19 protein-coding genes and 3 pseudogenes are annotated in these 21,703 nt (G+C 37.3%); 21 read left to right on the top strand and 1 reads right to left on the bottom strand.

The annotated features are described in order from the left end of the window. The first annotated feature begins 15 nt into the window (after positions 1–15). From HPT25_RS20470 to HPT25_RS20425, 10 genes are all read left to right on the top strand, one after another. Positions 16–870 (top strand): transporter substrate-binding domain-containing protein, encoded by an 855-nt coding sequence (locus HPT25_RS20470; protein ID WP_173068526.1) that lies wholly within the window; start codon positions 16–18, stop codon positions 868–870. A gap of 34 nt (positions 871–904) precedes the next feature. Further along, positions 905–1,687, top strand: coding sequence for an amino acid ABC transporter permease (locus tag HPT25_RS20465; protein WP_173068522.1), 783 nt, complete (start codon positions 905–907; stop codon positions 1,685–1,687). Then, the gene (locus HPT25_RS20460; protein WP_173068519.1) at positions 1,684–2,394 is read left to right on the top strand and encodes an amino acid ABC transporter permease; all 711 of its coding nucleotides are present in this window, start codon (positions 1,684–1,686) and stop codon (positions 2,392–2,394) included. Before HPT25_RS20465 ends, HPT25_RS20460 begins: the two co-directional genes overlap by 4 nt. Further along, positions 2,391–3,137: an amino acid ABC transporter ATP-binding protein gene (locus HPT25_RS20455; RefSeq protein ID WP_173068484.1), complete on the top strand. Its 747-nt coding sequence runs from the start codon at positions 2,391–2,393 to the stop codon at positions 3,135–3,137. Before HPT25_RS20460 ends, HPT25_RS20455 begins: the two co-directional genes overlap by 4 nt. A gap of 103 nt (positions 3,138–3,240) precedes the next feature. Next, entirely contained in the window at positions 3,241–3,711 is a 471-nt protein-coding gene (locus HPT25_RS20450) for a DinB family protein (RefSeq protein ID WP_217269779.1), read from the top strand. 94 nt (positions 3,712–3,805) lie between these two features. After that, positions 3,806–4,285 (top strand): GNAT family N-acetyltransferase, encoded by a 480-nt coding sequence (locus HPT25_RS20445; RefSeq protein WP_173068481.1) that lies wholly within the window; start codon positions 3,806–3,808, stop codon positions 4,283–4,285. A gap of 1,200 nt (positions 4,286–5,485) precedes the next feature. Further along, entirely contained in the window at positions 5,486–5,983 is a 498-nt protein-coding gene (locus HPT25_RS20440; protein WP_173068478.1) for a P-loop nucleotide/nucleoside kinase family protein, read from the top strand. A 531-nt stretch (positions 5,984–6,514) separates the two neighbouring features. Next, positions 6,515–7,255, top strand: coding sequence for an AAA family ATPase (locus HPT25_RS20435; RefSeq protein WP_173071329.1), 741 nt, complete (start codon positions 6,515–6,517; stop codon positions 7,253–7,255). 155 nt (positions 7,256–7,410) lie between these two features. Next, positions 7,411–7,824 (top strand): hypothetical protein, encoded by a 414-nt coding sequence (locus HPT25_RS20430; protein ID WP_173068475.1) that lies wholly within the window; start codon positions 7,411–7,413, stop codon positions 7,822–7,824. A 196-nt stretch (positions 7,825–8,020) separates the two neighbouring features. Beyond that, positions 8,021–8,371 (top strand): immunity protein Imm33 domain-containing protein, encoded by a 351-nt coding sequence (locus tag HPT25_RS20425; RefSeq protein ID WP_173068473.1) that lies wholly within the window; start codon positions 8,021–8,023, stop codon positions 8,369–8,371. Positions 8,372–8,563: 192 nt separating this feature from the next. Here the strand turns inward: HPT25_RS20425 and HPT25_RS20420 are convergent, their stop codons facing one another. After that, positions 8,564–9,577: a DUF3231 family protein gene (locus tag HPT25_RS20420; RefSeq protein WP_173068470.1), complete on the bottom strand. Its 1,014-nt coding sequence runs from the start codon at positions 9,575–9,577 to the stop codon at positions 8,564–8,566. 956 nt (positions 9,578–10,533) lie between these two features. Here HPT25_RS20420 and HPT25_RS20415 point away from each other — a divergent pair. From HPT25_RS20415 to HPT25_RS20370, 11 genes and pseudogenes are all read left to right on the top strand, one after another. Next, on the top strand, positions 10,534–11,964 hold the full coding sequence (locus HPT25_RS20415) for a P-loop domain-containing protein (RefSeq protein ID WP_312857311.1): 1,431 nt from the start codon (positions 10,534–10,536) through the stop codon (positions 11,962–11,964). A gap of 416 nt (positions 11,965–12,380) precedes the next feature. After that, positions 12,381–12,530: a hypothetical protein gene (locus tag HPT25_RS20410; RefSeq protein WP_173068464.1), complete on the top strand. Its 150-nt coding sequence runs from the start codon at positions 12,381–12,383 to the stop codon at positions 12,528–12,530. A gap of 392 nt (positions 12,531–12,922) precedes the next feature. Then, positions 12,923–13,723, top strand: a pseudogene (locus tag HPT25_RS20405) (tyrosine-type recombinase/integrase). A 190-nt stretch (positions 13,724–13,913) separates the two neighbouring features. Next, a pseudogene (locus tag HPT25_RS20400) lies at positions 13,914–14,414 on the top strand (GNAT family N-acetyltransferase). A gap of 160 nt (positions 14,415–14,574) precedes the next feature. Then, the gene (locus HPT25_RS20395) at positions 14,575–15,093 is read left to right on the top strand and encodes a GNAT family N-acetyltransferase (protein ID WP_173068461.1); all 519 of its coding nucleotides are present in this window, start codon (positions 14,575–14,577) and stop codon (positions 15,091–15,093) included. A 526-nt stretch (positions 15,094–15,619) separates the two neighbouring features. Next, positions 15,620–16,543, top strand: coding sequence for an ABC transporter substrate-binding protein (locus HPT25_RS20390; RefSeq protein ID WP_173068458.1), 924 nt, complete (start codon positions 15,620–15,622; stop codon positions 16,541–16,543). 736 nt (positions 16,544–17,279) lie between these two features. Then, positions 17,280–17,939 carry a hypothetical protein gene (locus tag HPT25_RS20385; RefSeq protein ID WP_173068455.1) on the top strand — a complete coding sequence of 220 codons (660 nt, stop codon included), beginning with the start codon at positions 17,280–17,282 and terminating at the stop codon, positions 17,937–17,939. Next, a complete protein-coding gene (locus HPT25_RS20380; protein WP_173068453.1) occupies positions 17,932–19,638 on the top strand; it encodes a GMC family oxidoreductase N-terminal domain-containing protein in 1,707 nt (568 codons plus the stop codon). Before HPT25_RS20385 ends, HPT25_RS20380 begins: the two co-directional genes overlap by 8 nt. A gap of 36 nt (positions 19,639–19,674) precedes the next feature. Continuing rightward, entirely contained in the window at positions 19,675–19,956 is a 282-nt protein-coding gene (locus HPT25_RS28450) for a hypothetical protein (RefSeq protein WP_217269778.1), read from the top strand. A 9-nt stretch (positions 19,957–19,965) separates the two neighbouring features. Further along, positions 19,966–20,079 (top strand): annotated as a pseudogene (locus tag HPT25_RS20375) (HAD family hydrolase); the annotation flags it as partial. Between the two features lie 285 nt (positions 20,080–20,364). Further along, on the top strand, positions 20,365–21,615 hold the full coding sequence (locus HPT25_RS20370) for a coiled-coil domain-containing protein (protein WP_173068450.1): 1,251 nt from the start codon (positions 20,365–20,367) through the stop codon (positions 21,613–21,615). Positions 21,616–21,703: the final 88 nt, after the last annotated feature.

The raw sequence follows: 21,703 nt of genomic DNA, 5'->3' as shown, positions 1-21,703 counted from the left end.
AGGAGGATGTTTAAAATGAAAAAAACGTATGGATGGAGTCTTCTTTTACTATTTACATTGTTTTTAATTAACGGTTGCAGCCATTCTTCCAACAGTTCGGAAGATACAGCCACATCCGAGCCAATCAAGTCGATTCAAGCAAAAAACATTCAGCAGATCATCGTGGGAACAAGCGGCACTTTTCCAAAGGTTACCTATTTCAACGAAAATCAAAAACTGACTGGCTATGATATCGAATTAGTGAAAGAGATTGACAAACGGTTACCAAACTATCAATTTACCTTTCAAACAATGGATTTTTCCAATCTGCTTCTTAGCTTAAGCACGAATAAAATTGATTTTGTAACGAATGAAATGGAAAAAAACAAGGAACGTTCACAAAAATATTTGTTTAATAAGGAACCGTATGCCTTTTGGAAAACTTATATCATCGTTGCTAAAACCAATCAACAGCCCATCCGATCGCTAGATGATTTGAAAGGCAAAAAAGTCCTTACATCAGCCACATCTGCTGAAGCAAATTTACTGGAAACCTATAACAAAGAACATCATAATGCGATTCAGATTGTTTACACAAACGGGGCCTCTAATGATACGGTAAGTCAAATTACTTCAGGCCGTGTAGACGCCACCCTTGGCGCCGATTTTTCACTTTCGTTAATTGATCCTCAAGGAAAATTGAAAATTGTTGGGGATTCGCTTGCAAGTAATGGTGTCTATTTTGTCTTTCGTAAAAATGATCCAAAGGAACAGCAGCTGGCAGATCAAATCGATCAAGCGTTGAGTCAAATTAAAAAAGACGGAACGCTATCAAAACTAAGCGTGAAATGGTTAGGTCAGGATTACACCACTAACTTGAAAGCACAATAATATTTCTTGAAATACGAAAGGCGGGATCCTGATAATGGGAAAACCATTTGATATTACGTATGTTTTCTTACAATTGCCGAAATTAATCAGCAGCTTAAACATTACTTTGGTTATCGTCGTACTGTCGATCCTGCTTGGATTTATTTTTGGCATCGTTTCAGCACTTCCCAGAATTTATAACATTTCCGTGTTGAAACGGTTATCGCAAGTATATATATCCTTTTTCCGAGGAACTCCTATACTCATACAGCTATTTTTAATTTATTACGGATTGCCTGAACTATTTTTATTGATTCATATATCGATCTCGAAGGCTCCAGTTTTGGTGTTCGTCGTGCTGACATATGCGTTGAACAGCGGTGCATTTTTCTCAGAAGCAATTCGCACAGCCATTCTATCGGTAGAGAAGGGGCAACTGGAGGCAGCGTACTCCATTGGCATGACAGGTTGGCAGGTATTTAGAAGAATCATCATACCCCAGGCATTGTCGATTGCGATTCCAGTATTTGCGAATCTGGTCATTGCCAACTTAAAAGACACCTCTTTGGCTTTTACGTTAGGGGTAGTGGAATTAACAGGAAAAGCACAAACACTAGCTCAAATCACCCAGCATTTTATCGAAACTTACATCGCACTCGCTTTGATCTATCTAGCTATAAGTCTACTCTTGGAGAATTTGTTTGCTATTTCTGAAAGATATTTTCGAAGATTTGAAGGTAAATTTGAAGCCGGAAAGACGCTCCTTGGGAGAAAACCACGATGGGGCTACCTGTTACCATCCGGAATTAGGCTTCAGAAAGGCGGGGCAAGACTATGAAACTGGATCCCGGATTTATCCTTACTGCCTTGGTCAGCCTTTTTTCTGCCTTGCCGGTAACCTTGGAAATCACAGTTATTTCGGTTCTCTTTGGTTTTATTATTGGGACCACCGTTGCTTTGATGCGGTATTTTGAGGTTCCTGTTTTACGGACATTGGCCCATATTTATGTCGTTGTAATCCGAGGAACACCTATGCTTATCCATTTACTATTAATCTACTCTGGCATCTCAACGTTCGTGGATGGATTAGCGGAAAAGAATGGCTGGACATTTCGCTCTTCTGTGATCCCACTGATCGATTTTGCTTTTTTATCTTTTTCCGTTACAGCAGGTGCTTATTTTTCAGAAATTATCCGATCCGGATTACTGGCGGTGAGGAAAGGGCAAATCGAAGCAGCCTATTCCATAGGTATGACCACCTTTCAGACATTAAGACGAATTGTTTTCCCGCAAGCATTGGCGGCTGTAGTGCCAAATATATCAAATTTACTGATCGGGATGCTGCATGGCTCGACACTTGTCTTCGCCATATCAATCGTTGATATAAACGCAAAAGCGCAAATTGAGGCCTCAAGTAATTGGAAATTCTTTGAATCGTACATTGCTGCAGCGATTATTTATTGGGGGTTAACCATTTTAATTGAAAGACTGACGGGGTGGGTAGAAGGACGATTGAATCGATTCAATAGAGGAGGGATCGTATGATTCAAGTAAAAAATGTCACCAAATCCTTTGGCAGCCATGAAGTGTTAAAGGATATCAGCCTTACCGTAAATAAGGGAGAAGTAGTTGCCATCTTAGGGCCAAGCGGTTCCGGAAAAACCACGCTGCTCCGGTGCTTAAATTATTTAGAGAAGCCGTCGAAAGGCAGCATTCAAATTGGGGATTTTCGTTTTGATTATTCCCGGCCGTATAAAAGTAATATCCGCCAGCTTCGATTAAAAACAGCCATGGTTTTTCAACAGTATCATTTATTTAAACATAGGACCGTCCTGGAAAATGTGATGGAAGGCCTAGTCATTGTCCATAAGATTCCCAAGGCACAAGCGCGGCAAAGAAGTGTAGAAGTACTAGAAAAAGTAGGCTTGGGCGACAAATTGGCATTTTATCCGAGCCAATTATCCGGAGGGCAGCAGCAAAGGGTGGGCATTGCAAGGGCACTAGCACTAAATCCCGAGGTGCTTCTGTTCGACGAACCGACCTCTGCCCTTGACCCTGAACTTGTTGGCGAAGTACTTGATGTGATTCGAACGATCGCAAAGGAAGGGGTCACGATGATCATTGTCACTCACGAAATGGGTTTTGCCCGTGAGGTTTCCAACCATGTAGTCTTTATGGAACATGGCAATATCATCGAGGTAGGAGATTCTCGAACGATCTTTGAAAATCCGAAGGAAGAACGGACAATACAATTCTTAAGCCGCTTTAAGCACATGACCAAGGTATAAGGTAGAAACCAAATTCATGATTATATGGTGCAGCAACCAGCAAAACGCTTTGTGCAAAAAGCAAGGCAAACCTGTCATTCATTTGCAATAGGAGGGAATATCATTGAGTTTTGTAGACGTGCTTCTTCAAGAATATGAAAAAACGACGGATCTTATTAAAAAAGCCATTTCAGGCTTGAATGAAAACGAATTATCTTGGAAGGAAGCAGCTGAGAAATGGAGTGTGAAGGAGGTATTGTCCCATTTACTTGATCATAATTTAATCACCTCTTTTCGTTTGGCAGAATCTAATGCCACTCTTCCTGCTTTTAATCAGGATCGATGGGTAAAAGGAACAAGAGCAAATGAAGGTTTATCATATCAAATTCTTGATAGTTTCCAGTCACTGTTGGCATTAAACCTGCAAGTCTTTCACAGATTAACAAATGATGATTGGTATAAAAAGGGAACTAATAGTAAGGGAGAAACTGTCCAGCTATATGAAATTGTGAATCTCTTTATCAAGCATGTTCAACATCATATTAAACAGATTGAAAGAATTAAAAGTTCGTTACCATCTCTTTTTAAAAACTAACGAGTTTAAATGGCCACATGTATAGGATGGAATTTACTGATAAAAAACAAAAAAAAATACTGTTGAAAATTGATTCATATAGGAGCTGAATCTAATGACTATTTTTACAGAAATTAAGGCTGTGGCTGAGAATGTCCGCAGCAATGATTCCCAGCAACTAATTAAACAGCTGAGCGATGAACTAGCCAATATTTATGAGGTGACTGATGGCAGCGCGGGATTCGTACCAGAAGATGTGGAAGTTCCAAGGGCAGCATTTGTGGTTGCCCGGATCGCTGGCTGTCCAGCAGGGTGCGGTGCCATACGCCCTCTAAATGAACATACGGTAGAAGTAAAAAGAATGTACACCGTACCTAAATATCGCCGAAAAGGTGTAGCCCAGGCCATTTTGGCTGAATTAGAGCGATTGGCCGGCCATTTTGGCTACCGGGAAATTGTCCTGCAAACCGGGCCTAGACAACCGGAAGCCATCGCCCTATACGAACGAGTAGGGTACAAACACATTCCTATATTTAGCGGCGATTGGGAGGAAGTGAGCGCATTCCAAAAGGATTTGACAAAGACCCAGGCATAATTCAAGGTTTCCATACCATCTATTTTTTAAGGCTATTTCGTAAACTTTGTGGTTCTTTTTCTTGCGCTATTGTTTTTAAAACGAATCTGGGGTATATCCACATTCCCACCAAGTTAACAGAACTGAAAAAATTCCAATAAAATGTTTTTTTTGCCTAAATTTCAGCTATTCAACCTGATTATTAGATATATTTAATAAGCCTTCGAAGGCTTTTTTTAAACCTCATTGAATCTACGATGCAGCACTAGTTTTCTGAGTAAAGTCATATGCCGCACCCAGGATATCAAATACCATTTTCTTCTTATAGCGATTTGATTTCCTACCATTTGTTGTTTCAGATGTGTGAAATTCTTCTTCTAAAGGCTCTGTTATTTTTCATTGTTGATTTTCGTGCAGGCAAGAGAATTCATAAGCGGAGAATTTCCGGCTAATGTATATAAATGAAGTTTAAGAAGCAGATATAAGCGGAGATATTCCTATTAACTGCTCTGAATAAGACAATATCCACAGTTTTGAATAATATAAAAGGAAAAACTTCCGTTATTTTTAAGGAAATAGGGGTATTTCTCAATTTAAACGAATTTTACCGTTTATTTTTCAAACACAGTGAAATCAATATTCATCTATATGGATGATGGTAGCTGTATGCCCATTTTAATACTGGCGATTTGTTCTGATATAAGAATTGGTTCTTTCTTTATGTAAAGGTTCAATTTGTCGAGCAATATATTTAAATATAAACTACAGAATCGATTCCTGATGGCGAATCAGAATTATTAATAGTTGCTGGTGATTGGAACCATCTTATGATTAGGTGACCCAAATAGTCTAAACTAACATTTAAAATAACTGCCGTTCGATGACCACTGTGGCATTTTGTTGTTGTGATAAACCAGCTAATAGAAAATAAGTGATCTTCAACAATTGGGCGCGATTCTTTAGGAAGAATTGTGCTCCTCTTTATTTAAAGGGCCAGATTGTTGCAAAGCATATTTTAAGAAAAATGTTATTTGTGCAGAAATTGTGTTGGTTTTCACTTGAATTTTAGGGCAGGTTTTTTAAAGAAGGAATATAAACGAAATTGGTAGAATAAGTAAATTGGATATAAATCTTAACGTCTAAATATTAATAAGTGAAGTATGTGAATGGGAATTAACCAGTAAAAAGTTAAACTAAAATAAGCGAGGGGGGTTAATAAATATGAAACAATTGGGGACTCTATACTTTTTCTGTGGAAAAATGGGAGCTGGAAAATCAACTAAATCAAAACAATTGGCGATAGATAAGCATGCGGTACTGTTGTCTGAGGATGAATGGCTTTCATCACTTTATCCCAATCAGATTGCATCATTTGAGGACTATCTAAAATTCTCAGCGCAGCTTAAGCCGTTGGTCAAAAATCATGTCCAAAACATATTAAGTGTCGGTACAGATGTAGTGATGGATTTTCCAGCTAACACTCAAAAAATGCGAAAGTGGTTTTTAGATATGGCGTCAGAGGTCAATGCAAGCCATCAACTAATTTTCCTTAATCTAAATAACGAGCAATGCTTACGTCAAATTGCACAAAGGTCTAACGAACAACCCGAAAGAGCAGCTTTTGACACGGAAGCCGTGTTTATCCATGTTACTAAATTTTTTGAAGCACCAGAGGCGTCTGAGGGTTTAAATATTTTAGAGTTTAGCGGAAAAGAATAACAAGGAGTTCAATGATTCGTGTCTATAGAGTACCTTTTGTTCTGGGAGCTGCTCTATAAGATATAAAATGAAATGCGAGTAAGAAAATTTTCAATGAATATATGGTAAAATCGGTGTAACTTTTTGAAGGGTACACTTAAACTCACGTGGGCGTTGATATAACTACAAGATCGATTTTAAGGCTGATACCATAACTTAGTTATTTCATATAAGGGCGGATTCTTCAATAGAATTGTGCCCTTTCTGTGCACCCATGCCGGGCGCACAGAAAAAAGCACTCGTTGCCCTGTCGCACCGAATGCTTCGAATCATTTACTCCATGCTTATAAACAAGGAGTCCTATAAAGAAATGCAAATTAGTTAGTATAACCAAAACCAAATAGAAATATACAAAGTTACCCTCCCATAGGTACCTCTACTTTCTTATTGGTTTTTTTCGGTTGTTTTTAAGAATTCCCCTATCTGATCTATAGTATACAGGGGATGCTAATAATAATTATTTTCACAGAAAAAAGCAGGAGTAAAAAAATGTTGTTTTTACGTAAAATTACTCTTTTGAGAGAAGAAGTTACCGATTTTAATAAGTACCCATTCACTGTTCCTGCTATAAGAGGCATGGATACATTGGATTTAGATAGTGAAGTAACATTTTTTGTAGGAGAAAATGGTTCAGGAAAATCTACTTTGCTTGAGGGTATTGCTTACAATTGTGGGTTTAATATCGCAGGTGGAGGAAGAAACAATATGTATGACGTAGATTCATCCCACTCTGCTTTAGGGAAGTACATTCGTTTGTCTTGGTTGCCAAAGATAAACCAAGGCTTCTTTTTAAGGGCTGAAAGTTTTTATCATTTTGCCTCTCATTTGGATCAACTAGCCAAGGAAGATCCTTCTTTTAAGTATCGAGGATATGGAGGCAGGTCTTTACATCACCAGTCTCACGGGGAATCCTTTTTATCATTATTTTTGAACCGTTTTTCGGATAGGGGTATTTATATATTAGATGAACCAGAGGCAGCATTATCGCCAGCTCGCCAACTAGCGTTTATGAGGGTTATTCATCAATTAGTGAGCACTGGAAATTCTCAATTTATCATTGCGACACATTCGCCTATTTTACTAGGGTATCCAAACGCAAAGATCTTCAGCTTTGATTCCAATGTAATTGAAAACGTGAAATATGAAGACACAGAACATTATCTATTAACAAAAGGATTTCTAAATAGAAAGGAACGGTACTTAGAAGAGTTGCTTTTAAATGACGAGGATTAATAAAAATATAGGTTACTCAACTATTGGGTGTTTATATTAAAGGTGGGACGGAAGTGGCTATCCTACTTTCTAATTTAACTGGGCAGTTAACTTCAAAAGCAACAATTGCACGCCAACACCTGACTTGCCATGTTACCACTGGGGGTATATGAATTATGAGTTACTATTTAATGGTATTTGAAAAAACGAAAGCTCCAAAAACAAAGAAAGAGTTTATGGCTTGGTATGAAAACCTAACATCTTGGAGCGAAGATGTAGACTATAATGAGATTTCACATGCAGCTACATTACTACAAAATTGGTTTAAAGAAAGTATTAAAACATTTCCGACCATGAACGGTTCATTTGCACCATCTGATGATGAAATAAACGACAATTTAGAGTTAGAGGAGAGATTAACAGATTATTGTATTGCATCGAATGCCATTTATATGGCCTTTGCATGGTCAGTAGCTGAAGAGGCATACGAACACGTTCGCAAATTAGCAATTAAGCATGACGTTGGCTTTTTCAATGTCAGTAGCGTTCATGGTGAAATTATTCTTCCAGATGGTTTAAAGATTGAATAATGTTCTTATATTAACGGGAAGCTTTACTTCAATAACAACCTTCAACAATCGGTTGCTAGAATTGAACAAAGATGGATTGTTTTCAGCAGTCCATTTTTCTTGGTCTTTAATCCGTTAAATGGAGTTTAGTGCAAAAAGGGAGTAGGCAATATCTGATATTAAGGAAGAAGAATTAAATAGGTATGGGAGTAAAACTATGTCAATTAATGTGGAACGAGAACAAATTAAAATTTGCAATAAATACGGCGCTGAATATTTTCCAGCAGAAAACAACTTAAAATTAGGGGTTGCTACCAACGTTAAAGAAGGTAAAGTTCCGATTAATGGTCTACGTTTATATTCAGAAGAGGGCACTTCTGGTTGGTTTATCTGGGCAGGAGAAGAATTTTCCGAAGATCCTGATTTTTTCGTTCCCCTTCATATAGCACATATTGATGAGTGGGATCCGAATATAAAAAAGTATCTTGGTTTAGCACCAGGATGGAGATTTTTAATTGCTGATGACTATGAAGATGTTTGGTTTGACCAAGAGATGCTTGATGATTAAAAATCTTATTCAGCAGGACAAATTGTAGCTTTGAAATAAAGTCACGATGTTTGTAAAAAAGATGCGATGCATCCCCCTTTGGATACGCTTTGTTTAAAGTTTTTTATGGTAAAAATGCCATCACATTATTCCGCAATCGGGCCAGATTGTGGAAAAACAAAAGCTACTTCTCAAAGCAGCTTTTGTTTTTCCTTATACTTTATCTTCAGCAAGCTTGATCCTATTTAATGCAACAGGTGGTTTTTCCATCCATTCATTTTTAAGCATAAAGGATTTTATATTTTCTTCATATTGATAAACATCTGTAATTATTTTTGCATAAGTTACTTTTAAATCTTTTCGAACACTTACTGCTGCACTATATCCATAATTGGCAATTCCATCACGATTCATTTGGTCTAATAAGTAAGTCATTAATTTATCTGAAAAGGGGGCTGTTTCCCCATCTAAAACACATGTATCCCATGTCATTGAAATTGGCAAATCGTTTTGTATTAAAATATCACCTAATTTGTCTATAATATTTAGAGCTAATTCTTTCCCGTGTTGCATCACAGCTTTTAATTGCGGATTAGAGGTAGTTTGCATAAATCCAATTAGTAAGTTTTTACCAATATAGTTCATAAAAACATTTTTATGTAATTCATTTGCCTCTCTAGCGGTTAATTCTCTATTCTCGTTAAAGAAGTTTCCCAAAAATCCCTTATTAGCAATTGGACTTGTTTCGTGTGTTGAAGTGATGGAAGGAGGCCTTACAAAAACTCCTTTTTCTAAAAGTGTCGTTGTCGTTCTTTGAAATAAATCAGACATTTTTTTTAATTGTTCGTGGAAAAAGTTTCGGATGTCCTCCCTTACTGAATCAGTAAGAGCCATACTTGATAGGGAAATGCCAAGTTTAGACAAGTTGTTCAAATAAAAAAGTATAAAAACATCGGTATACATTTTAGGGGCATTTGGGTTCAAGTCATAATTAATGTTGAATCCTTTAGGCATTGGATAGTTCTCATTACTAAGCACTGATTCACAAAATTGGATTGTAGATTTAGAAATGGATCCTGCCTCACTACATAAAGATTTAACTTCTTGTAATTCCGAAGTTAGGTTAAAATACTCCAGAACCAGATTAGAGGCACTATTATCCATCAATTGTTCCCAACAGTATGCTAACTCTCCAGAAGTTAATTTTGCATTATTTTTTACATCCATAAAATCAATTCCTTTTTACAGTTATTTTATATAAAAAGTATCAACTATCTTGAAATTAATTATGTATTATTGGCATCAACTCTGTCCACGTTCCTCAATATGATAGGTTTATAAAATAATTATGGCGTTTGGAACTATTATCGGATGATAACAAAAAGTTGGATCTCTGTAGCTCAGTCCAGCATTTACATCTTCATTTGGTCGCCCGATACACTAATATACAAAAATTAACCATCTTTTCTAATATAGGAGGCGGCTAGTGCAATTATATTTTTACGATCGGGCGCGATTATCGAAAGATGAACACGCGTGCCTGTTTCATGTTTAGGGCAGGTTGTAGAGGATATAGTCCAGCAGTAATAGTGGTGAGCCGTAGCAAAAAACAGGCCACGATGCACCTCTTGTCAAATGGTTAAATTAATGTTAGGATTGTGTTGTTGTAAAAATAAATCGTAACGAGGTGAGGATAATGAGAACAAAAAAAAATAAGTCTTATCCTCATATTGCTTTTTAGTTATTTTTTTACGAATACATTAACATTAGGCTCTGAGGGTAGGATTCAATCTCAGGGCTTTTATATTTAGGCAGAAGGAACGTTTAAGCTTTCTTGCCGGTATATAACAGCTACTTATGGAGTGGCTGTTATTTTTTTGTTTTCCGTTATTCATCACTTTCCAAATATGAAAGGATGATGCTTTATTAAAAGACTCGCTCAATATTTTCGCACATTACAATCTGGACAGTCATCTTACAGTATGATTTATGAAGACCCAATCTATTGGAATAATGATGTTGCCTATTACATTGAAAGGACACATAAACTCACACTGGATAAACCATGTATCACTATAAAAATACCTTTTGACCGTCTCGGCTTAGATGAAAATATGGATCAAGTTGTTTTCTCAGATTTTGCATTAAGAGAATGGATTGATCATATTGAGGCATTAAATGAAGTGATTTATAACCGTTCACGTTCTGATAAAGAAAATGGTGCTTTTTATTGTTTTCGTCCAACAAATGTGGTGTTGCAACGTAATGCATCCTATGTCGAACTCATCTCGGAAGAATGGTATTTATGCTTAATGATTACAGTTCAACTTCCATTCAAGGATAATAATAAAGCTATGCGCATGCTTTGCAAAATGCTTCCAAAAGAAGTGGAGGAGTTTATTGCCAAGTTTGATCTCATCAAATTAAATGCTGCCTATGAATTAGTAAAAAAACAAAATATGATTCGCGAATGGCTAAAATCCAATGGTTATTGTGCGTTTATTGGGAATGGCAGCATTTTGCCAAGAAATAAAGACAACAACGGGCCACTAGAGGGTGCCTTGCCTTTTACATCCCCGGAAGATGTTGAAGTTGAAATTTGTGGTTTGCGAGGAATGGGAATAAAACATGGTGTAACGGTCATCACCGGCGGTGGTTATTCGGGTAAAAGTACATTGCTGGATGCACTAAATTCGGGGATTTACAATCACATCATAGGCGACGGTCGAGAATTTGTTATTACAGATCAAAGTGCAATGGAAATATCTGCAGAGGAAGGCCGTTCCATAAAAAATATCAATATTACGCCTTTCATAAAATGGATACCCAATGGTTCGGCTGAGCAGTTTTCGACTGACTACGCCTCAGGTTCCACATCTCAAGCCGCAAATATTATGGAGGCAATCAACTTCGGGTGTAAGCTTCTTCTTATTGATGAAGATAGAAGTGCGACCAACTTTATGATTCAAGATATCAAAATGCGTTCATTAATCAAGCATGAACCTATTACACCTTTTACGGAACGCGTCAGGGAGCTTTATGAGGCTGTTGGTGTATCTTCCGTTCTTGTTATTGGAGGTAGCGGTGAATTTTTATCCGTAGCTGATCAAATCATCCTGATGGAAAATTTTGTGCCAAAAAACGTAACCCAGGAAGCAAAAAAATTATGTGAACACGACAAACCACGCGAACGTATCCCCATTACAAAATGGGAGATAGAAAGAAAAATAACCACCGATCACTTTTCGAGCTATCCACAGGGAAGTGGTACAGAAAAGCTGATGGTTTCAACCATGGGATACATGATAATAGGTGATGGACAAATTGATATCAGAGGGCTTTACAATATCACATCACACGCCCAGCTTGCAGCTATTGCCTTTTTAATTCGAAAAATAGCTATAAATAATCAGGGGCGCCTCATCTTTCCTCATGAAAAGATCAAAAAAGTGCTCGAAGATATGGAGAGAGAAGGAGTGGATATTGTATTTTCTTCCTTTTTTCCTGGTTTCGAAAGATGGCTTGAATTACCTAGAATTAATGAAGTATTATCTGTCATAAACCGAATGAAACATTTGAATTCTATTCAAATTGAGCCCTCTGAACACCTCTAATTTATTAAGATCTTCAGCAACCGGGCGCAATTCTGTAGCAAGAATTGTTCTCTTTCTTTAGGTTAAGGGCCAGATTGTTGAACATCACGTCTAAAGGAAAATGGAATGAAGGAAGAAATTGTGAAAAATTTCACTTAAAGTAACGTGCAGGTTAGTTGAATAAGCTAATATTTGGATTAAGATAGATATAAGTAGAAAAGTTAATAACAAGGGGTGATTTTTTGGAGAAAAATATTGGGGATGTAGTTTTTTTAAAACAAGTAGTAAAAAGACTTTACAAAAAAAAACTTCCCCTCAGAACCTAAATTTGAAATCATCGAAAACGTAATGGTTATTAGCATTTACTTCAGAAAAATAAGGTATATTATATTTGTTGAATAGATTCTCTTTAAAGACAGGAAAAGTAGGTGAACAAAGTGGGAAAATATCAATTGGATTCCAAAGGTCAGGTAGCTGTGACAAAGTTTCATGAAAAACAGACGCCTGCCAAATTTGATAAAAAGCAGCAACTTGAAAAAATGCGTGCGGAGTATTTGAAAAAGAAGCAAAAACAAACAGATAAATAATATGAATGAAAACATAGGAAGACTAAAATCTCCCTATGTTTTTCTTATTAAAAGTTTTTTTTCAATTGATGATAGAGTTTATTATTCCCAATTTTTCTTATTCTTCTTTTACAAAGCATTTCTTTTGTATGGTTTCCAATCCTTTTTTGAAAAGTAAAAGAAATAACTAATGCTTATTAAAGTAACGGGGTGCTTTACTTCTATAACGATCTTCAACAATCGGGCGCTTTTCCAGAACAAGGAAAGCGTCATTATTATGTCTACCAAGGGCTATGAGACTATACTGAAAATAGTTTTCTTAGATTGTTGAATAAGTCTTGTATAAAATTTACTCTTTTTGAGCATAATAGAATCAAGATTAATTGGTTCATAATCAGGAGAGTGAAAGTGCAATGTTATTATCTGAAACTTGGGAGAAGTATAAACTTGATAAGAAAATCGAGGGATATTCAGCTCTAACATTGAAAACCTATTGCTTTCAACACAACCTGTTATTAAAATTCTTTGGCGATATTGATATGACTGAATTTACTAGAGAGAAACTCAAAAGCTACTTAATTGAGGCGGGTGAGCATTTAAATCCGTCTAGTCTAGGGCATCGAGTTCGTTGTATACGATCAATTTTCAAATGGACATATGATGAAGGCTTCATTACAAAGAATCCAGCTGCTAAATTGAAGGAACCAAAACTGGGCAAAAGAATCCCAAAATTCCTTTCAGAGATCGAAATAGAGCATTTACGGGAAGCGTGCCATACCTCCATGGAAAATGCATTATTTGAATTTTTTTATTCTACCGGTTGCCGAATTGGATAAGTAGTAAAACTCAATCGTGATGATATTAACTTTTCTACGAATTCCGTTATTGTTCATGGAAAAGGCGATAAGGAAAGAGAGGTGTACTTCAATATTCGTTGCTCCCTATGGTTGAAAAGATATTTAGATGAACGGGACGATGAGGATCCATGCTTGTTTATTACCGAAAGAAGTCCTAAAAGACGTATGAGTATCGACCTGATAAGATATATAATTAAGCGAATTTCAAGTCGTGCAGGAATTAAGAAAAGGATCCATCCACATCAACTACAACATAGTTATGCGACTCACATGATCAATAACGGAGCGCCTCTTGAAGTTATCCAGAGCTTACTTGGTCATGAGAAGAGTGAAACAACTAAAATATATGCTGAATAAAGTGGAAAACTGAGACACGATTTCTATAGCAAATACTTCTAACAGAATAATTGAACTTAAAATTCTTGGTGGGCACGTTCTTTATTGAGCGTGTTTTTTTCAGTTAAAGAATATGAGATTGAGTAACGTTAGGAAATTTGAAATAATTGTAATTAAGTAATGGGTGGGGTTGTAAGAAAGAGGGGTTTTTATGATAATTCGAGAGATTAAACCTGAAGATGCAGAGAATTTTATTAATCTTATTAAGCAAGTTGAAACTGAAGCTAATTTTATGCTTATGGAATCTGGAGAAAGAAAAACTACAGCTGAACAACAAAGTAAACAATTAGAACGTATTGAACAGCAAAGCAATTCTACAATTTTTATTGCAGAGTAAGAAGATGGAAAGTTAGTAGGCTACTTGATTGCCATCGGTGGAAGTGTTAAGAGAACTAAGCACTCTGCTTATCTTGTAATTGGTATTTTGAAAGAATACAGAGGGCAAGGGATAGGAACAACTTTATTTCAATCTTTAGAAGAATGGGCAATAAGGCAAAATATTTCACGATTAGAACTTACAGTGGTAACCTAAAATGAAGCAGGTATAGCTTTATATAAGAAAAGTGGATTTGAAATTGAAGGTACCAAAAGAAATTCACTTATAATTAATGGAACACCCTATAATGAGTATTATATGTCTAAATTATTATGACTTTCTTTACTCTGTTAAAGTACTCTATTCTTGAATAAGAGAGCGTTCTTACTGAATCGGGCCATTAAATGGAATAACACTTATTGAGCAAACGGAGGTTGAAGAAAGAATGTTATAATAAATTTCATTATTTTACTGTTTTGCATTGGAGGCATTTAACTTGGAAATTAGAATAGCAAGTAAAGAAGATATTAAGTACGTATCAAGAGTTTATGTTGATAGTTGGAGGACTACTTATCGTGGTCTAGTACCTGACGATTATCTGGACGAATTATCGTACGAAGATGCAGAAAAAAGATGGATTGATTTTTTAAATAACGAAAATGAACCTTTTATTTATGTTGCAATTAATGATAAAGGGAAAATTATAGGCTTTGCATCAGGTAAAAGTATTGATGAGAATAATTTTTATGGAGAACTATATTCGCTTTATCTCTTACAGGAAAGTAGAGGATTAGGTGTTGGTAGGCAGCTTGTTTCAACTATTGCTAAGCATTTTAAAGAAAAAAGTATTTATTCTATGATGGTTTGGGTAATGAAACAGAATAAATCTGGACTGGGTTTTTATGAACGTTTGGGAGGAAAAGAATATATTCATAGGACTAGTACGTTTGGAAGAGCCGTAGTAGAGGATGTTGCGTATGGATGGAAGAATATTTCAGAATTATGTATTGAGTAAGAGTAACAAAGATTTACATATGTGGCTTTAGAAAAGTGTTCTTTTCAAATTTCATACTCTCGTTATTCAAGAATAGGGAGCAAGAATTGAACAACGATGGACTGTTATCAATAGTCCATTTATCTTGGTATTTAATCAGTTAAATGGCAGTTTACTTGAAGTATCGGTTAATTTTAATCGTAAAAATAGAGGTTCCTTTTGGATATTTTATATGATAATAAATTTCATCTAAATTTGCTGGGGCAGTAACTTCAAAAGCTTACCTATCACAATAATAATTCCCTTTGAAAAAACTAGATATTTATGTTGAAATACAGATGATTCTCTAGGGTTGAACTTAAATCCACTCGCAGGTTAGTTGAAAAATCAGAGTGTTTGGAATGAACATAATAGAATAGTGAAAATTTTCGCATTTATAACTCTAATCGTTTAATATTAGTTAAGAAATCAATTGCTGAAGGAACGTTTGATTGGATAAAAATTGAAATGAAATATTAATAGACTTTAACTTGAGGAGGCTATTTAAATGAAGGTATGCTCGTTTTTACCCGCCGCTACCAATATGATCTATGAAATGGGACTAGAAAGATATCTGAATGGAGTCACATTTGAATGTCCATCGGATAAACCAAAAGTGGTTCGTACCCATCTCGAGGGACGTAATCTTTCAAGTGCAGAAATTGAAACTTTTGTAACAGAATCATCAAATATGGGAAAAAGTTTATATTATGTGGATATGGAATTATTATCAGAAATAGCACCTGATCTTGTGTTTACTCAGGATGTATGTGACGTATGTCAAATTAGCACCTCTGTTGTTCAAAGAGCCATTGGATCCCTTATAAAGCAACCAAAAGTGGTGCCATTAATACCGAGAAGGCTACGGGATGTATATCAGAATGCACTAACCATTGCAAAGGAGCTAGGCGAAGAAAAAATTGGACTTGATTACTTAGCTTCTTTACAAAAGAGAGTACGTGCAATTACTGACAAACTTCGTGAACATCAAGTAGAACCAAAAAGAGTGATGATTATGGAATGGTTAGATCCCATTTATAATTGTGGGCATTGGATTCCTGACCAAATCTCTTTGGCGGGTGGAGTGGATATGTTGTCCAATCCTGCAGGTTACTCTGTAGTGACACCTTGGGAAAAAGTACAACAATATGATCCAGAAGTATTGGTTATTGCACCTTGTGGTTTTCAGGTGGAACGATCGATACAGGAAATCGATCAGCTAACAAGTAAATCGGGGTGGAGCGAATTGACTGCAGTAAAAAACAAAGCAGTCTATCTTGCAGATGCAGATTACTTTACAAGGCCAAGTACCACATTGGTAGACGGAATTGAGTTACTAGCTGCCCTCTTCCATCCACATCTTTTTGAAATTCCAGAAACATGCATGAAAAAGGTTGTACCTATTTCAGATACAGAATTATCATGGATGTAAGTGATAATTCCTCAATAGGGATTTGGTGGATTTCCTAAAGTAAAAGGTCAACATTAAGCTTTAACAAAGCCATAGCTTAAGAAAAAGTTGTTGTGTCGTAGAACGAACAAACTGTTTAATAAATTTAAATCTTTTATTTCATAAAACCAGCTAATAGAAACTTAGTGATATTCAACAATCGGGCGAGATTATGTAATAAGATAAACCTTAGATTTAAACGATTTTATTGTTATATTTTTAAGTGCAGTGAAGTATTTCACATCAAAAATTAAACAACTTTTTAACCCCGTCTTAAAATCAGAACGGGGTTATGTATGTTTTGAGACTTTGTAACATTTCGCGACTAAAAAATTAAGCTAACATTTCCGCGGTGTTTTTATGGCCAAATTTACAGCACTAATTAGAATAAGTAACCTGTGTTCGAGGAGGAAGCAACAAAACAAGGATTTATACTTCACATGGGGTCAATTGTGTCAACTTGTCTGCTGGATTCCAATATGAACATATACCTGATGTGTTTCTCAATTTATTAGCTTGTCGGGATACGATAGACCTTATCTCATTGGAGCTCCAGAAGTAATGAGTTTGGAAGCGATTTTGTTTCCAGAGCGTTTGTTTTGTGTAAAATGTTGAAACAGTATACCTAGTCGAATATAATCAAGCCCAGCCGAATACATTCAAACTAGGTTGGTACACATGCTGGCAAAATACTCATTGCCAAAGGGGGCGAACATATATGCATCCGACAAAAGCATATGCCTCAAGTGTTGATCCGGATACCGTTGCAACATTTTTGGCACTTGTCGAAGCGATCGTTCCGAATACACCTGAGCTTTCCATTTTCGGAGTAGAGCAAACAGTAGGAGCAGTTGAGTTGTGCCTTCATGAGTATTTGATCTGGGAAATGGATCATTTCATTGCGATTTCTTTTGGAATAAGTCCCACGGTATTTCCATTAGCCGCTCCTACTGCCAAGATGCTGAATGCGGGAGCGGCACAATTCATTTCTTCAGGCTGGGAACGAAATTTTCCCTACTACCCAATCAGTCAAGGCTGTCCATTTGCGGCTCTCTCGGCGGTCGACCGATTACAGGTGATGGCTAATTTGGAACAGCTTCAGGCAGATCTCGGAGCTTTACCTCCTCCTTATCAATACAATGGCGGATTCGTCAAATTTATCGTAGATTACTTGAATCGGGCAACGATGTTTGGCTTTTATTCGGAATGGTCTGCATACGGTACAACGAGGTTACTGCCGCCCGATCAACGAGTATTGAATTATTTTCCGATTAGCTGGGAACAGGTCGGATATCCGGGTGTATCCCTGGGTTACCGAGATTTTCGCGGGTTTTTACTGCAAATGGAGCATAACAAGGGGGGACCTTCAGATGCATGACGCTGACGTTATCGTCATTGGTGCGGGAGGCGGCGGTGGGGTTGTGGCAAAAGAGCTTGGAGAAATAGGTCTAAAAGTATTGGTGCTTGAAGCAGGTCCCTGGTATGGAAATAAAAAGTGGCCGAACCCAAACAGCATGCGTGGGGGAGAGTGGGGCAACAGCCTGGCCGATCTTGATGTGGAACTTTTCAGGGAACAATACAATCGGTTAGAAAATAACATGAACGATGTGGTGGCAGGAAGATTTCGCTTCGGACCAGCGGATCGTCGCCGCCCTCCGTGGCATCGGGTTATGAAGCAGGCTGGTGACATCTGGCAGGTTTCAGGTGTTGGGGGGACGACCCAGCATTACTGGGGGAATTGTCCCCGTGCATATCCTTCGGCAATCGACAATATTTGGCCGATTGACTATCGGGAGCTTATCCCCTACTACGAGAAAGTTGAAGCCACGTTGCCGGTACAGTTTGCGCCGACGACCTCGAAAGAAGAGCTTTTTTATTATGGTGCCAAAAAGGTTGGATGGTCACTTATACCAACCCTTGATGTTGTAACGCCAGGGTATCGTCCTTCTCCTAATGCGATTCTTCCACCTAACAAACATCTGACAGATCCAAACTACTCCATGGAGCAATTATCCCGTATGGAGGGTTGCACGTTGGCCGGACATTGTGTCAACGGGTGTCCATACGGCCCCTCGATGGACAAAATAGCGAAACGATCGACTCTGGTAAGCTATATCCCGCTGGCACTTAAAACTGGAAACGTAGCAATCCGACCCAATTCATTTACTACCAGAATATTGACGGAACACAATCCGACAGAAGGGCTGCGGGCAATAGGCGTACAATTTCGGGATACCTGGACTGGAGAAACTGGTGAGCTTACTGCCCAAGCCATCGTTATGGCAGCTGGTTGCATTGAAACGCCACGCCTTTGGTTCAATTCGGAATTGCCCAACAATTCCTGGGTCGGAAGAGGGTTGACCAACCATTATTTCGACTGGGTGTCAGGCATTTTTAACGAAAAAGACCTGATCAGCATTCTTGGAACTCCTGAAATCAATCAGTTTGTCGGACCGACGTCCGCAGCGAGAATCGATGTCCCTGGATTGGGAGCCTTCCAGCAAGCCGGTATGAGTCCTGGCTTATCCTCCTTACTTACCTACGGAATAACAGAAGCTGGTTACAATTTCATGAATCCGCCGATGCCAGGGGAATCCTGGGATATACGCGGTAGGGTAGTCGGTGCACCGTTGAAAGAATTGATGCTAAACTACCGTAATACGTTGAGTATACTGGTTCTTACTGATGATGAAGCGCTCTTCCGCAACAGAATCTCGGTCGATCCTACTCTGCAAGATGAGAACGGATCGATTCCAGTCATTCACTACACTCCTAGCAAAAAAAGCATACAAAGACGTAATCAACTTGCAAAAATGGCGGCAGAGCTTTTGAGGCAAGCGGGCGCCAAAAAAGTTATCAGGACATATTTTCCCGCAGCTTTTTTGATCCACTTAGAGAGCACGATGCGGATGGGGTACATAACAGATACGAAATGCGAAGCTCTTCAAGTCAAGCGCCTCTATATTGCCGATAACAGCGTGCTCTATGATGGAATCGGCGGCCCCAATCCGACTCTGACAACTCAAGCTTTGGCAACTCGTACGGCAGAGATGATGGCCAAGAAATATTTTAGTTAGCCCAATAAAACGGGAAAGGTACGGTTTTTAACTAGAATGTGGGCAATAGGTTTACTCGTTGACCTTGCTGGAATGATTGCTCTTCTTTTAACGGTAGGATCTGGGCAAAATAGCTACACAATTTGGAATGATCCTATCACGTACCTTGGGTTTTTAGTTATCGTAATTGTTTGTAGATTTTTATTAGGGTGGGCAAACTTTTCCGTTTCAAAAAAATACGTCTTTGAGCGTCGGGTGCGTTGGTCGATTGGACTTTCAATGGGGATTTTGACTGCTCCTTGGACATTTCTAATTCCAACATCAATGGTCTTTCATTGAGCGTTTGAAGCAAATATAAAGGGTATATGGTTCAATCCTCATAACATCAAAAATGATACCAAAATAAATCCATATGCTGAGATCAATTCTTTTGATGGATTATTAAGTTATTTTACACAATGACTAAATTGTTGTAGTTCTTACGAGTGCATTAGTGGAAGAAAAATCAGTGATATTAGGATTTATGCATATTTTAGTTATTCTATTCAAGGGCGCGATTCTTCAACAGAATTGCGCTCTTTCCTTTTGTATAGGGGCAAATTGTTGAATATAATTTTAAATAAAATTATCTAAAAATTAATATTCTTTTAATATTCGTGAGTTATAATTTTGTCGAAATAAGTCAAATAATAGATTCAAAATGTCAACAAATATCCTAGATTATTTACAACTATGAGGAGTGGTAAAATGACATTATCTAAAGGTTTTAAAGGAGTTTTAGCAACAGGAGTAATCGTATCATCTATTTTTGCGGTAAGTCCAAGTGTGTTTGCAAAAGAAATTAAATTCCACAGTAACACAGTAGTTTTAAAAGCTTCTAGTTTAACAAACTATCGAGTAAAACATATTAGTAACAGCCTTCAAGCCCAAATCAACAAAGTACAAAATCAAATCGAAGAAGTGACCAATCAAATTGCTTTTTTAAGTACGTTGGCTCAATCAGAAACCAATGAGCTAAATACGGAATTAACAAATCTAACCACGTTTTATAACTATCAAAGCACGGGCTTAAATACACAGTTAACGAATTTACAAACGCAACTCGCCAGTACTACGGATCCGATTAAACAAGCAAACATCAATAAGAAAATTTCCGTTCTTAATCAAAGAATCAGTTTATTAACTCAAGAATATAACAACAAACAAACAGCATTGCAAACAAAAATTGCCAATCTTCCAATTGAAGTAGCAACGAAAACACAAGAGCTTCAAAATGAACTGACAACGTTACAATCACAATTAACGACTTTGCAAAATGAACAGCAACAAGCCGCGCAGCTCCCTGCTCAGCAGCAACAACAAATTGCAAAGTTGCAATCGCAAATAACAAAAACACAAAACCAAATCACTGAAATAAACAATCAAATTGCTTCATTGGGTAACCTAGTTCAAAGGGAAACGAATAAATTAAACTCACAGATTGCGAAATTAACCACTGCTTACCAAAATCGAAGCAAGGACTTAAATGCTAAGTTGACGAATTTACAAACACAACTAGCTAACACAACTAATTCAACTTCGCAAACTATCATAAACAATAAAATTGCGGCTATTAATCAAAGAATCAGTTCATTGACTCAGGAATACAATAATGAAACGGCAGCACTACAAGCAAAAATCACCAATCTTCCAAACAAAGTAGCAACAGAAAATGCGGCTCTACAAACAAAATTGACTTCTTTGCAATCACAACTAACGCAATTGCAAAATCAAATAACTGCTATTGAAAATTCATCAACTTCATCTGCAACTAATGGTTCAACAGGAACGTCAGGAACTACTGTTACAACAGGAACATCTGGAACCACTGATACAACTGGAACATCTGGAACTACTGATACAACAGGAACGTCAGGAACTACCGATACTACAGGAACGTCAGGAACTGCCGATACTACAGGAACAACTGTTTCAACAAACTCTACTATATCGAATTAGGTCTGTAATTTCTCCTCCTTCCATTAGGTGAAGGAAAAGAAGTCAAAATGTTTAGGGGATAAATCTATGAAGGATTATATCCTCTTTT

The sequence above is a fragment of the Neobacillus endophyticus genome (genome assembly GCF_013248975.1).
Taxonomy (GTDB): Bacteria; Bacillota; Bacilli; order Bacillales; family Cytobacillaceae; genus Neobacillus; species Neobacillus endophyticus.
The sequence above is the reverse complement of the archived record's forward strand: the minus strand, read 5'-3'. Positions and strand labels throughout refer to the sequence as shown.

Bases quoted from the DNA above. Each gene is read 5' to 3' on its own strand.
- HPT25_RS20420 (WP_173068470.1), bottom strand. From the start codon at position 9,577: ATGGATGTAAAAAATAATGCAAAATTAACTTCTGGAGAGTTAGCATAC.
- HPT25_RS20380 (WP_173068453.1), top strand. From the start codon at position 17,932: ATGCATGACGCTGACGTTATCGTCATTGGTGCGGGAGGCGGCGGTGGG.
- HPT25_RS20425 (WP_173068473.1), top strand. From the start codon at position 8,021: ATGTCAATTAATGTGGAACGAGAACAAATTAAAATTTGCAATAAATAC.
- HPT25_RS20470 (WP_173068526.1), top strand. From the start codon at position 16: ATGAAAAAAACGTATGGATGGAGTCTTCTTTTACTATTTACATTGTTT.
- HPT25_RS20390 (WP_173068458.1), top strand. From the start codon at position 15,620: ATGAAGGTATGCTCGTTTTTACCCGCCGCTACCAATATGATCTATGAA.
- HPT25_RS20440 (WP_173068478.1), top strand. From the start codon at position 5,486: ATGAAACAATTGGGGACTCTATACTTTTTCTGTGGAAAAATGGGAGCT.
- HPT25_RS20385 (WP_173068455.1), top strand. From the start codon at position 17,280: ATGCATCCGACAAAAGCATATGCCTCAAGTGTTGATCCGGATACCGTT.
- HPT25_RS20445 (WP_173068481.1), top strand. From the start codon at position 3,806: ATGACTATTTTTACAGAAATTAAGGCTGTGGCTGAGAATGTCCGCAGC.
- HPT25_RS28450 (WP_217269778.1), top strand. From the start codon at position 19,675: ATGTGGGCAATAGGTTTACTCGTTGACCTTGCTGGAATGATTGCTCTT.
- HPT25_RS20430 (WP_173068475.1), top strand. From the start codon at position 7,411: ATGAGTTACTATTTAATGGTATTTGAAAAAACGAAAGCTCCAAAAACA.
- HPT25_RS20370 (WP_173068450.1), top strand. From the start codon at position 20,365: ATGACATTATCTAAAGGTTTTAAAGGAGTTTTAGCAACAGGAGTAATC.
- HPT25_RS20455 (WP_173068484.1), top strand. From the start codon at position 2,391: ATGATTCAAGTAAAAAATGTCACCAAATCCTTTGGCAGCCATGAAGTG.
- HPT25_RS20465 (WP_173068522.1), top strand. From the start codon at position 905: ATGGGAAAACCATTTGATATTACGTATGTTTTCTTACAATTGCCGAAA.
- HPT25_RS20460 (WP_173068519.1), top strand. From the start codon at position 1,684: ATGAAACTGGATCCCGGATTTATCCTTACTGCCTTGGTCAGCCTTTTT.